Here is a 14195-nt window from a genome sequence, read left to right on the forward strand (position 1 = left end):
CTGAGGCTGGTCAGCTCGTGCCGGACTCGACCTTCCACGACTGGTCGGTGTCCAGGCACCACACGACCTGCGCACCTGGTTCGACGGTGAATCCGAACCGGTCCCAGTCCGGTGTGCCTGCCTTCTCCCACTCGTCGAAGGCGGTCTCGATGTCGTCCCACAGCCGGTGGGGGCCGAACTGGAGAACGTCCCGGTCCTGGCCGGTGTCGATGTCTCGGACCTCGGCGCGGGAGCCGTCTGGGCTGGTGATGGTCCACCAGGTTTCCCCCTCCCGGATGCGCATCCCGAATCCGGTTCCGGCCGGTAGGCGGAAGCTCGCGAGGAACCACGGCACGGTGTGCGCCCAGGGACGTCCAGTGATGCGAGTGGTGCTGCACTCCGGCTGGCCGTGGTCGTCGGCCTGCCCGGTGGCGGGAACGTCGGCTGTGGTGCCGGTGCGCATCTGCATGAAATCGGCCCAGCCGGACACGAACCTGCCCTCTGCATGCTCGGGTCCGAGCCGGTGCAGCAGCACCAGGTTTCCGGCGCATCGGCCGGTCTTGAGGTCTGCCAGGATCATCCCGTCCGGGGTCAGCTGCTCAACCCATGTGAGCGGGATCGACGAGACAGCGCAGGTGGCCATGATCCGATCGAACGGGGCGGCCTCGGGGAAACCTTCTCGGCCGTCGCGGGTGGCGAGGGTGGGTTGCAATCCGATCGAGGCGAGGCGTTGCGCGGCGGTGCCCACGAAGTCGATATCGATGCTGTAGACGTCGCCGTCGCCGAGGAAAGTCGACAGCAAGGCGGCGTTGTAGCCCGTGCCGGTCCCGATCTCCAGCACGCGATGGCCGCGTTGGATGTCCAGGGCTTCCAGCATCCGCGTCATCAGGCTCGGCATGGACGAGGAAGAGATCCCGAGCTGGTTGTCATCCAGCGCGGTGAACAATCCGCGGTTGGAGTAGACGGCCTCCCAACCTTCGTCGGAGCTGGCCTCGACCTGCCGCCAACCGTTCTTGTCCTGGAGCCAGAAGCGGGGCACGAACACGTGGCGGGGCACCTGCGTGAAGGCATCTACCCACCGTGCAGAGCTGAGTTTCCCAGCTTTGATCAGTTCCTCGGCCAGCTGGTTGAGGTCGTGCTGCCAGTTCATCGTGTCTCCCCGGTCATTAGCAGGTCGGCCAGCTGGCCGGTCAGGTCCGCTCCGGTGTGGTGTTCCAACCACCCGTACTGGCCACCCGGGTTGATCTCCAGGAACGTCCACTGCCCATCGGGGCCGATGACGAAATCCAGTGCCCCGTAAACCAGGTCGAGTCGCTTCATCAGGTCGCGGATTCCGGTGGCCACGTCGGCTGGCGGCTCGGTGAGCTCGTAGCGGTTGCCGTCGTAATCGGTGCGCCAGTCGACGTGCCCGGCGTCGCTGCCCGCGTAGATCGCGAAGGCGTTGATCCGGTGCCCGATGGCGATGACGCGGGCCTCGTGGTGCTTGTCCGCCCATCGCTGGAACTGGTGGGCGGTGTGCTCGATGCCGCGCAGGTCTGCCAGGTCAGAGGTATCCAGCGGTTGGGTGTAGAGCGCCCGGCGTGCTCCGTTCTCGACCAGCGATCCCATGCCGAGCATCTTGGTCACGGTCGGCCCGCCTGCGGCGAAGTCCCGCACAGCCCGAGCGCTGTTGGTGATCACGGTGTCAGCGACGGTCAGTCCGCAGGAAGCGGCAAGCGCGAGTTGGTGCGGTTTGTAGGTCGCGTCGGCCATTCGAGCGGGGTGGTTGATCCAGATCACCGGCAGCGAGGACAGCACTCCCCCCAGTCCGTACTTCGCTTCGATGCCGGCGTGGTGGCGTTCGGTCGGTGACATCTCGGCGGGGAACTCGTAGGCGCGTGGTGAGCGGTACCAGATCGCGCTGACCTCGCCGAGGTCAATCGTGCGGTGCGGGGTTGCCAGGGTGCCGCCCCACCGGCCCCGCGTCAGCTCGGCGGCGAGGGTGAGCTGACGCGGGAACCAGGCGGTGTCGATCCGGTGCACGGCCGCCTGACGGCCGGTCAGGGTGCGCACCATCGCGTCAGCGCTCGGATCGTCCTCGGCGGCCAAGAGCAGGATCGACATGGCGACTCCTTACACCTGGTACGGGGCGTCAGGAGCGAAGTCGTACGTCCAGTCCTCCGACGCGCCTTCGTCACCGTCCAGGTTGGACACGGAGTTCGCCGACGGCTCCGCAGCGACCACGGGGGCGCCGTCGGCGGTCACCGCGTACTGCTTCTGCGGGTCGTACACCCCGGCCGTCCCGGTCGCGGCGGGCATCTCGACCGGTGTCATGCGCCGCAGGTTCCACGGCCGCACGTCCGGCTCGGACGGGACGTCGGCGTTGCCCTCGGTCTCGTTGACGCGTCCCAGTGGGAACTGCCCGGAGTGCGGCGCGAACGGGTCCTTGGCGAAGGTGTCGTTCAGTACAGCGGTCATCCTCAAAATCTCCCTTGTGTTGGTTTCGCTGATCGTTGCGCGTGTTTGGGTGGTTGCGGAACCTCCGTTCCGGTCGCGGATCGGGTGGATGCCTCGCCCGGTGCGGGCTGGAGGGGACGAGGCCGGGAGGGGTGGGCCTCTCCGCACCGGGCGAGGCGGTCTCGGTCGCCCTCGGCTTCCAGGTGGGCTGCGACGCACTCCGGGCAGGCGTGGGCCGACACAGCGCGGTTCGAGGTACGGCAGGAGCCGGACGCCTCGGCCGCGCGAGCGTTGGTGCGGGCGCGACCTTTTCGCCGCAGAAGGTCTCGCCGGTTACGGCGTTGCGGATGTGCACGACGGTCCGGGCTGGTCCGAGTACCGCCCCACTGCGAGTGGCGGTGAAGTCCCCCATGGTCATGTACTCACCGTCGTCGATCGGCGACGGCCGGTTGAGAGATTGCGGACCTATGCGCATAGCGGCGCATAGGTCTACCGGTTACATCTGGGAGTTGGCTGCGGCCAGCGCTTCGCGGTACTCGACCGTCCAAGCCGCACCCCGCTGATCAGCGGGTAGGGAGTTGAGAGCGGCGTTCAGGTGATCGGCGGCGACGTCGTAGGCCCCGAGGGAGAGGTTGGCCAGTCCGAGGTTCAGCCGGTGGAAATTGCTGTCCAGCCAGTACGCGGTTCGCGGTGCCGGGTTCTGGCTGGCCTGCTCGAGGAGAGTGTCAGCGGTGTCGAGCATCCGGCGTGCGCCGTCACGGTCACCGAGCCGACCGGCACCTTGGGCGGCTTGTGCAGCGGCGCCGATCTGCTGGTGAACCGAGGCGCCAGGAGTGGAGTGCTCAGCGAGGAACCAGCGCACGACACCGCGCCAATTGCCCTGCTGCCTGGCCACGTAGCCCCTGAAATTCGCGGCTTGAGCAGCCAGAACACCGTTCTCGATCTCGTCAGCGGCCTGTTCAGCCTCAGCCAGCCACCGCAGCGCTTGAGCATCCTGCCGCAGCGAGGCGTAGAGCCAGCCGACGAACTGGGTCCACTCCGCGGCGACCTCCGCGAGCGCGGCCCGGTGCGGACCTGCGGTTTGTTTGACCAGCGTTTCCACCAGCTGCTGCTGCGCGAGGGTCACCGGCAGCAGCGGCGCCGGGCCCAATGTGTCGTCCAATCGGCGTTGGGTAGCCAGCACTCCGGCCAGCGCCTCCACGGTCCCGCCGTCGAGCCGGTGAGGTCGGTCCATGACGACGGCCAGGCGCTCGCGCTGATCGGGATTCAGCGCATCTTCACCAGGCGTTGTGGCCAACCGTGCGAGTTCTCCGTTCGCGTCGAGCACGCCATCCAGGACCTCGGCGGTTTTCGCGGTGGGGCGTTGCCGGTCCGCCTCGTACCGCGACAGGTTGCCTTGGTTGATGTAGGCACGACGCGCCAGGGTCGATTGGGACAGGTCGGCTGCTTCGCGGAGCCGTTTGAGCGCCTGGCCGAATGACTCGTTGGTCATGGGTTGTGCCTCCCGCTGGAGAACTCGCCCGCCGATGCCCCAACAATGACCCGGGGGCGCTACGTCCGGTGGGACGCAGAAAACCAAGGCTACCGAGATACCGCTCGGCCCGGACAGGACTTGTCCGGGCCGAGCGTGTCACGCATTTAACCCGCGCAGCGGTCGCTCTTGGTTTTCGTGCGGCTATGCGCGTCGGCGGTGTTCGGTGGCTGTGGCGAGGCTTGCTCTGCAGGTGCGGAGGATCTGCCTGGTTGCCGGGGTGGTGGGGGTTCGGGCGCAGCGGGTGCAGGTGATGGTGATGTCGCCGGTGAGCTCGTCGACGGCGATGTTGGCCTCGGCTTCGCAGGGGCGGCACCAGCGGTGGCCGGTGACGGCGATGACGTGGGTGGGCGAGCTGATGCACTCGTGGGCCCAGCGGCGGTGCACGCGACAGCTGATGCGTTCGAGGGCGGAGAGCTCCTCGCGGTCCTCGGCGGTGTCCTCGTCGATGAGGACACCGGCCAGGCGGCGGTCGCGGAGGTGCGCGTAGCGGCGGTGGGTCTCGGCGGGATGTGGGTGCGGTCGGTTCTGGAGGAGCATCTGGACGCCCAGGTCGGTGGTGCGAGGACTTGTCCAGGGTCTTTGGTCCCGGTCCCGGTGGCATCCGTGGCACTGCGTAGGTCACTGCGTAGACCGGGCGGGGCGGGCCGAGGACGGTGGCGGTCTAGGTAGCGAACTCGGTAGTTCTGCCCTGGTCGTCCGAGCACCCGCACGGGAAGTTGGAGTGCATCAGATCCCCCGGCCCTTCGCGAGAAAGCTCGATCATGTCCTCCCGCCGAACCACCGGTCAGCTGCCGCACCAGACGTCCCACGTGTACCGCAACCCGTGCACCGGCACGTGGATCTGCGATTTCGAGGGCACCCGCGCCGAGCCCGGCCCCGACAGCGCTCGCACGGTCTGCCGCACCCACCGCGAGGCGGTGCTCGTCGCGGTGACCACGATCCCGGCCCGAGCTGCCGAGGTCTGAGGATCAGTCGGCCAGGTCGGGATCCGCGCGCAGGTACGCGGCGATCTTGGTCCGCGACGTGTAGCCGAGCTTGCTCAGGATGTTCTCGACGTGCGCTTCGGCGGTGCGCGGCGAGATGATCAGCTGCGCGGCGATCTCCCGGTTCGTCAGCCCGTCCGCCACCAGTCGCGCGACCTGCCCCTCCCTGCGGGTCAGCGGTGAGGAATCGGCGGTGCGGGTCTGCTGCGGTGTGCCGAGCGCGTAGTCGACGGTGGCCTCCGGTGACATGTGCGCGCCCGCAGTGCGCTCGGCGTCGAACCGCGTGTCGCCCAGCGCTTCGCGCAGGGTGGCGGTGCAGTGCTCGTGGGCCTGGAGGTAGTCGGCGAAACCGAACATGGGCAGGCCGATCGGCAGCCAGAGCTCCTGGTTCGCTCCCACGAGCCGGGCCGCGCGCCGGTGCCGACCGGATTCGGCCAGCACCCAGATCAGCACCTCGACGCAGCAGGGGATGCCGAGCCAGTCGCCGAGCTCCCGTTTGATCTCGATCGCTTCGCGCAGCGCCGCCGAGGCCAGGATCTCGTCGGAACGGGTCCAGCCGATGAGGCCCAGCACCCACAGCGCCCACGTCGCCGCCCAGCTCTCGCCGACCTCCCTGCTGAGGCGGCGGCACTGCTCGGCGATGCGTTCGGCCTCCCGGTCCTCGCCCTCGATCAGGCGGAGCCACCCGTGAGCGGCCAACCCGATCAGCGACTCCGAGTCGGCGACTCCGAGTGACCGGTAGGTGCTCTGCGCGCCGGAGAGGAGCGCGTCCGCCTCGTCGAGGTGGCCGCCGAGCAGCTCGTTGACCCCGAGGAACTGCTCGGCGCGGGCACGCGTGAGCTGCTCGCCGAGACGCTCGGCGACGGCGATGCACTCGGTCAAGATCGCCGCGGAGCCGATCGGATCGCCCTGGACCTGCCGGACCCATCCCGCCACCCACAGCGCCTCGGCCCGCAGGGGAGTGTCGTCGTGGAGCTCGGCGAGCGCCCGGTCGACCCACTCCCGCCCCTCGCGGCCGGCGCCCATGACCCAGAGGTGGCGCAGGTCTACGGCCATCCGCACGGTCGCGGGCCGGTCCGCGTCGGTGTCGAAGCCGAAGCGCAGCGCCTCCCGGAAGTTGACCTGCTCCCGCCGCTCCATCGCCGCCCACTCCGGCTGCCGCGGCCCCGACCAGTCGTGGCGGGCCCGCGCCGCCAGGTCGGCGAAGTGGTGCAGGTGCCGTCTGCTCACGTCGACCTCGGCGTCGCTGCCGCGCAGGAGCTCCCGGCCGAACTGCCGGATGGTCTCCAGGACGTGGTAGCGGCTGCTGCGGGCCGAGCGGGACAGGACCGACTTGGAGACCAGGCCCGTGATCGCGTCGGTGGCCTCCTGCGTCGTGAGGGAATCTCGGCCGATGACGGCGAGGGCCGTGGCGAGGTCGAACCCCCCTGGCAGGACCGACAGCCGCGCCCACGCCGTTTGCTCGGCCGGCGAGCACAGCGCGTAGCTCCACTCCACGGCGGCGCGCAGGGTCTGCTGGCGGGCCGGCGCACCCCGGAGCACGGTCGGCAGCGCCTGGAACCGGTCTTCGAGGCGGTCCAGGATCTCGTCGGCGCCCATCGCCTGCAGCTGCACGGCGGCGAGCTCGATTGCCAGCGGCATCCCCTCCAACCTGGCGCACAACCTGGCGACGGCCTCGCGGTTGTCGGCGTCGAGGGTGAACCCCGGCACGGCGGCGGCCGCTCGCTCGGCGAACAGCTGGATCGCCTCGTGCTGGAGCGGGTCCCCGTTGCCGGAGAAGCTGAGCGGCGGGACGGGGACGATGTGCTCGCCGAGGACGTGCAGCGCTTCCCGGCTGGTCGCGAGGACGCGCACGCCGGGTGCCGCGCGCAGCACGGCGGCGATCACCTCGCCGCACGCGTCGATCAGGTGCTCGCAGTTGTCGAGGACGAGCAGCAGCGACTTGTCCCGCACGTGCTCGACCAGCACGTCCCGGGACGACTCCGCCGAGCGGTCCGGGACGCCGAGGGCGTCGATGATGGCGTGGTCGGTCAGGGTCGGATCGCGGAGCTCGGCGAGCTCGACGATCCAGACCCCGTCGGTGAAAGCCCGGTGCGCGGACTCGGCGACGCGGATGGCCAGTCGGGTCTTGCCCATGCCACCGGTGCCGACCAGCGTCACCAGGCGGGCGGATCCGAGCAGCCCGCGGATCTCGCCGACCATCGCCCGCCGGCCGACGAAGCTCGTGACGCTCTCCGAGCCGGGGAGGTTGCCCACACGCCGGGACATGTCACCACCAGCTCACACCGTCAGCTCGGTGCCCAGCACCGCTACCTCCGAGTGTAGTCCTGGTGAGAAGCTCGTCCCGGCGCGCGGATCAGGCCGTCGCCCGGGCCGCTGCCTTGCCCGCTTGGCGGCCGGAGAAGAGGCAGCCTCCGAGGAACGTGCCCTCCAACGCCCGGTAGCCGTGGACTCCGCCGCCGCCGAAGCCGGAGACCTCGCCCGCGGCGTAGAGGCCCGGGATGGGGTTGGCCCGGCCGTCGAGGACCTGGCCGTCGAGGTTCGTCTGCAGGCCGCCGAGGGTCTTGCGGGTCAGCAGGTTCATCCGGATCGCGATCAGCGGGCCCGCTTCGGGGTCGAGGATCTTGTGCAGCGGGGTGGTGCGGATCAGGTTGTCGCCGACGTAGGCCAGGGAGTTGCGGACGCCCATGACCTGCTCGTCCTTGGTGTAGTTGTTGTCCACCTGGCGGTCCCGCTGGACGATCTGGCGTTCCAGGTCGGCGGCGTCGAGCAGATCGTCACCGCTGAGGTCGTTCATCCTGGCCACCAGCTCCGAGACGGAATCGGCCGCCACGAAGTCCTCGCCGAAGTCCTGGAACGCCTTGACCGGCGGCGGGGTGTCGTTGAGCGCGCGGCTCGCCAGGTAGGCGGCGAGGTCCTTGCGGGTGAGCTCCGGGTTCTGCTCGGAACCGGAGAGGATGAACTCCTTGTTGATGATCCGCTGGTTGAGCACGAACCACGAGTAGTCGTAGCCGGTGTCCTTGATCAGCTTCAGCGTGCCGAGCGTGTCGTAGCTCGGGATGCCCGGGTTCGGGAACCGCCGCCCGCGCGCGTCGAACCACAGCGATGACGGCGCCGCCAGCACCCGGATGCCGTGATCGGGCCAGATCGGGGTGTGGTTGGCCAAACCCTCGGTGTAGTGCCACATCCGGTCCCGGTTGACCAGCCGCGCACCGGCCCGCTCGGTGATCCCGAGCATCCGGCCGTCCACGTGCGCCGGAACGCCGGTGATCATGCGCTTCGGCGGGGCGCCCAGCCACTCCGGCCAGTTCTGCCGAACCAGGTCCTGATTCCCGCCGATACCACCGGAAGTCACGATGACCACGGGCGCGCGCAGCTCGAAATCACCGACCCTGGTGCGCGAACTCGGCTTGCCGCGCGGCGCGTTGCTGGGCTCCAGGATTCCGCCCCGCACACCGTCGACGGCGCCGTTGGTGACCGTGAGCTCGTCGACCTGGTGGCGGAACTTGAACGTCACCAGGCCGTTGTCGGCGGCCTCGCGCACGATCTTCTCGAACGGCTCCATGACACCGGGGCCGGTGCCGAGCGTGAGGTGGAAGCGCGGCACCGAGTTGCCGTGGCCGTCGGCGTGCTGCCCGCCGCGCTCGGCCCACCCCACGACCGGCACCCACCGCACGCCCAAACCGTGCAGCCAGGAACGCTTCTCGGTCGCGGCGAACTGCAGGTAGGCCTCGGCCCACCGCGCCGCCCAGTAGTCCTCACCCAGCGGGTCGTCGACGCCCCGGTCGAAACCGGCGCTCCCGAACCAGTCCGCGCGGGCCAGCTCCAGCGAATCGCGGATGCCGGCCAGCCGCTGCTCCTCGGAGTCGATGAACATCAACCCGCCCAGCGACCAGAACGCCTGACCACCGAGGCTCGCCTCGGGCTCCTGATCGACCAGCAGCACCTTGCGGCCCTGCGCCACCAGCTCCGAGGTCGCGACCAGCCCGGCCAGACCACCGCCCACCACGATCGCGTCGGCATCGCCACCAGCCGCCGGAGCGGCACCCGCGGCCCCCACCGGCATCGCGGCACCTGCGGCGGCCACACCGCCGCTGACCAGCACGGAGCGTCGACTGACCAAGCCGTTCTCGCGATCGCTCATGACGTCCTTCCGCCGTTCGGTCTGCATCGACAGCGCGGAGACACCGGGCTCTCGGCGACCGCGCCACCGTGCAATGAACACCGTTTACCGAACGGGGCACAAGACTTCCGGATCATTCGTTAGGAAACGGACGCAGGTCGGCGGAACGGGAGCGTCCGCTCGGCTCACCAGGTCGGCATGACCGACTCCGGGTAGCGGGATCCGGCCGAGCCGCGGGGCAGGATTTCCCGGATGCGCGCGAGATCCTGCGGGGTGAGCGCGATGTGCGCCGCCGCGGTGTTCTCGGCGACCCGCTCAGGGCTGCGGGTCCCCGGGATGGGCACGATGTCGTCGCCCTGGGCCAGCAGCCACGCCAGGGCGAGCTGGGTGACCGTGATGCCCTTGGTGCCGGCGACGGCCGTCAGCTCGCGGATGGCGGTCAGGTTCTCCTCGTAGTTGCCGGGCTGCCACCGCTCGTCCCAGCTGCGCATGTCATCGGCGGGGTACTCGGCGGCGGGCTTGACCGAACCGGTGAGGAAGCCCCGTCCCAGCGGCGAGTACGGCACGAAGCCGATGCCCAGCTCGCGCACCACCGGCAGCACGTCGGGCTCCACGGCGCGTTCGAACACCGAGTACTCGGTCTGCAGCACCGACACCGGGTGCACGGCGTGGGCGCGCCGGATGATGTCCGGGCCCGCCTCGCTGAGCCCGAAGTAGCGCACCTTGCCCGCGGCGATCAGCTCGCCGACCGTTCCGGCCACGTCCTCGATCGGGACCTCCGGGTCGACCCGGTGCTGGTAGAGCACGTCGACGTGGTCGGTGCCCAGGTGGCGCAGGCTGTTGTCGGCGACCTGGCGGATGTTGTCGGGCCTGCTGTTCAGCGCGAACCCGTCGGGGCCGGGCGGAGTGCCCATGTCGAAGCCGAACTTGGTGGCGAGCACGACCTCGTCGCGGATGCCCTCGACGGCGCGGCCGAGGAGCTGCTCGTTGCTGCCCGTGCCCATGCCGTAGAGCTCGGCGGTGTCGAACAGCGTCACGCCCAGTTCGTGCGCCCGGCGGATGGCGGCGATGCCGCCGGACTCGTCGCCGGCGCCGTAGGCCATCGTCATGCCCATCGTCCCGAGGCCGATCGCCCCGACCTGAAGGCCCTGCGTGCCGAGCGCGCGCTTCGGCGGAGTCGTGGTGTTGTCCTGCTGCGTCATGCCGTCAACGCTAGGTTCGCCGCGTCCCGGGGGCATGGGCTGCGGGTAGCATGAACTTGCCTGATCTTCTCAACGGGGAGTGCTCCGTGCTCGACGATCTCGAAGCCGCCATCACCCGGCACGTCGGCGACGGGTCCGCCGTGCCCCGCCTCTCGCTGGCGATCATCGACGAGCCCGTCGTGCCCTCCGACGTGCTCTACGAGCCGCTGGTCTGCTTCACCGCCGCCGGTTCCAAGCGCGGTGTCGCGGGGGAGCGGAGCTGGACCGTCGGCCGCGGCGAGATGTTCCTCAACTCGCTGGTCATGCCGGTCACGGCCACGTTCGAGGAGCTGCCCTACTGCTCAGCGGTGCTGAGCCTCGACGGCGGGACGCTCGCAGACCTCGTCCTGGAGCTGGCGCCGAGCGCGCCCGCGCGTCCGAACCCGGGTGGCCAGATCACCGCACCGATGACCCCGGACATCACCGACGCGGTGACCCGCTGGGTGCGGCTGCTCGACACACCCGAGCACATCGGCCCGCTGGCGCACCGAGTCGAGGCCGAGATCCTCTACCGCCTGCTCGTCAGCCCCCTCGGTCCGATGCTGCGCGACCTCACCCTCGCCGACACCGCCACGGCCCGGATCCGGTCGGCGGCCAGGTGGATCTGCGCCCACTACACCGAACCGCTCACCGTCGACGCGATCGCGGCGGTCGCCCACATGAGCACGGCGACCCTCTACCGGCACTTCAAGGCCGCCACCGGCATGAGCCCGCTCAACTTCCAGAAGCACCTCAGGCTCCAGGAAGCCCGCCGCCGACTCCTCGCCGGAAACACCACCGCAGCCCAAGCCGCCGAAGCCGTCGGCTACGTCAGCCCCACCCAGTTCAACCGCGAATACCGCCGCACCTACGGCCTCCCACCGGCCCAGGACACCGCCCGCCTCCGCGGAGAGCTGACCAGCACCGGCCGGGCGCAGTAGCCGGACGCGCTGGTTTGACCTCCGCGAGCTCCCTCGCGCCGGGGACCGAATCCCGGTCGACGCCCAACCGGTCCAGCTCAAGCCGTCGTTCCCTCAACTGATCCCTGGAGTCGGCTGCAGATTCCCGTGAATCCGTGCGGTGCCTGCCGGTTGGAGCAATGCAATCACCGGTCTCGCGGTTCCGCCGGGAGTCGAGGCCGGGCGAGCATGATCATGTGTCTACGTCCGATGGGAGTCCGGACCAGGTCGCAGCAGAAGCCGAGAAGCAGCTCAGACGATTCCGAGACCGCAACCTCCGCATCGGTCCCGGACGCAAGGTGCACCGCGTCAAGGTCACCTCCGAGAGTGGCGTGCACCAGCCGACGACGGTCTGCGGCCAGCTGATCAGCCGAGGCCCGCTGTTCGAGTGCGAAGCGGTCGAGCTGAGAGCCGACTGCCGAAAGTGCCGAAAGCTGTGCAACACGGCGGATCCGTGCTCGGACGTCGAATTCGCCGAAGACGAGGACGGCCAGTTGGCCCTGTTCGACCCCGTGACGAAGCCCTAGGCTACGCGCGCTGTTCCCACAAGCCTTGATGCTGTGCCGAGCTGGCGAGCGCGGTGCAGCACCAGCTCGACGTCACCTGGTTCATCGCCGACGACGGCGGCTACGGGATCCTGCGCGATTACCTGACCAGCGCGTTCGGGCAGACGCACGCCACCGAGCTGGCCAGGCCCGATTTCGTGGCGCTGGCCAGGTCATTCGGCGTCCCGGCAACCTTGACCGACGCCGAGTCGCTGCGCGCCGATCTCGCAGAAGCGCTCAGCACGCGCGGCCCCAGCGTGGTCGTCCTGCCCGCCGCCTTGCGGATGTTCGCATCGACCCACCTCTGAGCCGTCAGCCGCTGACCTTCTCCAACCCCGTCCGGAGGCGGGCGACGGTGCCTTCGACGTCGCCGAGCTTGTCGAGGCCGAAGAGGCCCACGCGGAAGGTGGAGAAGTCGGCGGGTTCGTCGCAGTGCAGCGGCACTCCGGCCGCGACCTGGATGCCTGCCTCCTTGAAGGCGGCGCCGCTGCGCAGCTCCGGGTCGTCCGCGTGGACGACGACCACGCTGGGGGCGGCGAACCCGTCGGCGGCGACCGACGGGAGCCCGTGCTCGGCGAGGAGCGCGCGCACGCGGCCGCCGAGGTCGACCTGCGCGGCGCGGAGGTCTTCGAAGCCGCGATCGCGGGTCGTGAGCATGAGCTCCAGGTTGTGCGCGAGGGTGTCGGTCGGCATGGTCGCGTGGTACGGGGTCTGGCCCTGCGTGTACGCGTCCGAGATCGACAGCCACTTCTTCAGGTCGGCGGCGAAGCTCGTCGACGTGCTCGCCTCGACCGCGGCCCGACCGGCCTCGCTGAGCATGACGTAGGCGGCGCAGGGGGACCCGCTCCAGCCCTTCTGCGGTGCGCTCAGCAGCACGTCGACGCCGAGGTCGGTCATGTCGACCCAGAGCGCTCCGGACGCGATGCAGTCCAGGACCAGCAGGCCACCGACCTCGTGGGCGGCCTCGCCGAGGCGGCGGACGTAGTCGTCCGGCAGCAGCATGCCCGCGGCGGTCTCGACGTGCGGAGCGAAGACCACCTCGGGTCGCTGCTCGCGGATGGCGGCCACGACCTCGTCGATCGGCGCCGGCCGCCACGGGGCCTGGTGCGACTCGTCGACCGGTCGTGCCCGGTGGACCGCGTGCTCCTGCGCGATCGACCCCATGTCGAGGATCTGCGACCAGCGGTAGGAGAAGAGCCCGTTGCGCACCACGAGGCAGCGGCGGCCGGTCGCGAGCTGGCGCGCGACGGCCTCCATGCCGTAGGTGCCACCGCCGGGGACCACCGCGACGCCGTGCGCCCGGTAGGTCGTCCGCAGGACGTCGATGATGCCCTGCATCACGCCTGCGAACCGCTGCGACATGTGATTCAGCGAGTGGTCGGTGAACACCACGGAGTATTCCAGCAGGCCACCGGGGTCGATGTCGTCATGAGGCAGTGCCATGACGTTAGCCTGACACATGCGGTGGAGCCGGCTGCGGACAGCACCGCGGCCGGGTCCGACGCGGCCTGTTCAGCGGCGACGCGAAACGGAGTGCGAACGATGCGACACCTGCGACTCCCGTCCGGCGGCGACCTGCCCGCGCTGGGGCAGGGCACCTGGGGCATGGGCGAGCGCGGTGCGGACCGCGCCGCGGAGACCGCGGCGCTGCGACACGGGCTCGACCTCGGCATGGGCCTCATCGACACCGCGGAGATGTACGGCAGCGGCGGTGCCGAGGAAGTCGTCGGCGAGGCGATCGACGGTCGGCGGGACGAGGTGTTCCTGGTCAGCAAGGTGTTCCCGCACAACGCCGACCGGCGGGGGACGGTCGAGGCGTGCGAGCGCAGCCTGCGCCGGTTGAAGACCGATCACCTCGACCTCTACCTGCTGCACTGGCGGGGCGGAACACCGCTGTCCGAGACGCTCGACGCGTTCGAGGAACTGCGCGAAAGCGGCAAGATCGGGCATTTCGGGGTCAGCAACTTCGACCCCGACGACATGGCCGAGCTGTCGGCGCAGGACGGCGGTGGCGACTGCGCGGTCAACCAGGTGCTCTACAACCTCACCCGGCGCGGCATCGAGCACGACCTGCTGCCGTGGTGCCGGGAACGCGAGCTGCCGGTGATGGCCTACTCGCCGATCGAGCAGGGGCGGCTGCTCGGGGACCCGGTGCTGCGACGGGTCGCCGAGCGCCACGAGGCCACGCCCGCGCAGATCGCCATCGCCTGGGTCCTGGCAGGCGAAGGTCTGTGCGCGATCCCCAAGGCCGCGACCCGCGACCACGTCGAGCAGAACCGCGCGGCACTGGACGTCCGGCTGTCAGCGGACGATCTCGCCGAGCTCGACGCCCAGTTCCCCGCCCCGAACCGCGCAACACCGCTCGAAATCCTCTGAGCGACCGCCGCCACCACGGGCGGTGTCGTAACGGCGGTGC

Annotated in this window: 13 protein-coding genes and 1 pseudogene; 5 read left to right on the forward strand and 9 right to left on the reverse strand. The window is 70.0% G+C overall.

Features of this window, described 5'->3' with window-relative positions; translation table 11 throughout:
• Positions 1-10: 10 nt before the first annotated feature.
• The 5 genes from QFW96_RS25530 to QFW96_RS25550 form a co-directional block, all read right to left on the reverse strand.
• The gene (locus QFW96_RS25530) at positions 11-1129 is read right to left on the reverse strand and encodes a methyltransferase domain-containing protein (RefSeq protein ID WP_281458271.1); all 1119 of its coding nucleotides are present in this window, start codon (positions 1127-1129) and stop codon (positions 11-13) included.
• On the reverse strand, positions 1126-2082 hold the full coding sequence (tgmB, locus tag QFW96_RS25535) for an ATP-grasp ribosomal peptide maturase (protein WP_281458272.1): 957 nt from the start codon (positions 2080-2082) through the stop codon (positions 1126-1128). Before tgmB ends, QFW96_RS25530 begins: the two co-directional genes overlap by 4 nt.
• 9 nt (positions 2083-2091) lie before the next feature.
• The gene (gene tgmA, locus QFW96_RS25540; RefSeq protein ID WP_281458273.1) at positions 2092-2436 is read right to left on the reverse strand and encodes a putative ATP-grasp-modified RiPP; all 345 of its coding nucleotides are present in this window, start codon (positions 2434-2436) and stop codon (positions 2092-2094) included.
• Positions 2437-2911: 475 nt separating this feature from the next.
• Positions 2912-3907, reverse strand: a complete 996-nt coding sequence (locus QFW96_RS25545) for a helix-turn-helix domain-containing protein (protein WP_281458274.1) — start codon at positions 3905-3907, stop codon at positions 2912-2914.
• Positions 3908-4090: 183 nt separating this feature from the next.
• Positions 4091-4486, reverse strand: a complete 396-nt coding sequence (locus QFW96_RS25550; protein WP_281458275.1) for a hypothetical protein — start codon at positions 4484-4486, stop codon at positions 4091-4093.
• Positions 4487-4710: 224 nt separating this feature from the next.
• Here QFW96_RS25550 and QFW96_RS25555 point away from each other — a divergent pair, with 224 nt between their 5' ends.
• Positions 4711-4914, forward strand: a complete 204-nt coding sequence (locus QFW96_RS25555; RefSeq protein WP_281458276.1) for a hypothetical protein — start codon at positions 4711-4713, stop codon at positions 4912-4914.
• A gap of 3 nt (positions 4915-4917) precedes the next feature.
• On the opposite strand, the gene QFW96_RS25560 is transcribed toward QFW96_RS25555, so the two are convergent.
• The 3 genes from QFW96_RS25560 to QFW96_RS25570 all read right to left on the reverse strand — a co-directional run bounded on the left by QFW96_RS25560 (position 4918) and on the right by QFW96_RS25570 (position 10257).
• Complete coding sequence (locus QFW96_RS25560; protein WP_281458277.1) at positions 4918-7200, reverse strand: helix-turn-helix transcriptional regulator; 2283 nt, start codon at positions 7198-7200, stop codon at positions 4918-4920.
• Between the two features lie 88 nt (positions 7201-7288).
• Entirely contained in the window at positions 7289-8998 is a 1710-nt protein-coding gene (locus tag QFW96_RS25565) for an FAD-binding dehydrogenase (RefSeq protein WP_281458287.1), read from the reverse strand.
• A 242-nt stretch (positions 8999-9240) separates the two neighbouring features.
• Positions 9241-10257, reverse strand: a complete 1017-nt coding sequence (locus QFW96_RS25570) for an aldo/keto reductase (protein WP_281458278.1) — start codon at positions 10255-10257, stop codon at positions 9241-9243.
• An 86-nt stretch (positions 10258-10343) separates the two neighbouring features.
• Here QFW96_RS25570 and QFW96_RS25575 point away from each other — a divergent pair, with 86 nt between their 5' ends.
• From QFW96_RS25575 to QFW96_RS25585, 3 genes and pseudogenes are all read left to right on the forward strand, one after another.
• Complete coding sequence (locus tag QFW96_RS25575) at positions 10344-11216, forward strand: AraC family transcriptional regulator (protein ID WP_281458279.1); 873 nt, start codon at positions 10344-10346, stop codon at positions 11214-11216.
• A 215-nt stretch (positions 11217-11431) separates the two neighbouring features.
• A complete protein-coding gene (locus QFW96_RS25580; RefSeq protein WP_281458280.1) occupies positions 11432-11761 on the forward strand; it encodes a hypothetical protein in 330 nt (109 codons plus the stop codon).
• A 35-nt stretch (positions 11762-11796) separates the two neighbouring features.
• Positions 11797-12087, forward strand: a pseudogene (locus tag QFW96_RS25585) (thiamine pyrophosphate-dependent enzyme); the annotation flags it as partial.
• A gap of 4 nt (positions 12088-12091) precedes the next feature.
• On the opposite strand, the gene QFW96_RS25590 reads toward QFW96_RS25585, so the two are convergent.
• Positions 12092-13222, reverse strand: a complete 1131-nt coding sequence (locus QFW96_RS25590) for a pyridoxal-phosphate-dependent aminotransferase family protein (RefSeq protein WP_281458281.1) — start codon at positions 13220-13222, stop codon at positions 12092-12094.
• Positions 13223-13321: 99 nt separating this feature from the next.
• On the opposite strand from QFW96_RS25590, the gene QFW96_RS25595 reads away from it, so the two are divergent.
• Entirely contained in the window at positions 13322-14155 is an 834-nt protein-coding gene (locus tag QFW96_RS25595) for an aldo/keto reductase (protein ID WP_281458282.1), read from the forward strand.
• Positions 14156-14195: the final 40 nt, after the last annotated feature.

The sequence above is a fragment of the Saccharopolyspora ipomoeae genome, assembly GCF_029952525.1.
GTDB classification, from domain to species: Bacteria; Actinomycetota; Actinomycetes; order Mycobacteriales; family Pseudonocardiaceae; genus Saccharopolyspora; species Saccharopolyspora ipomoeae.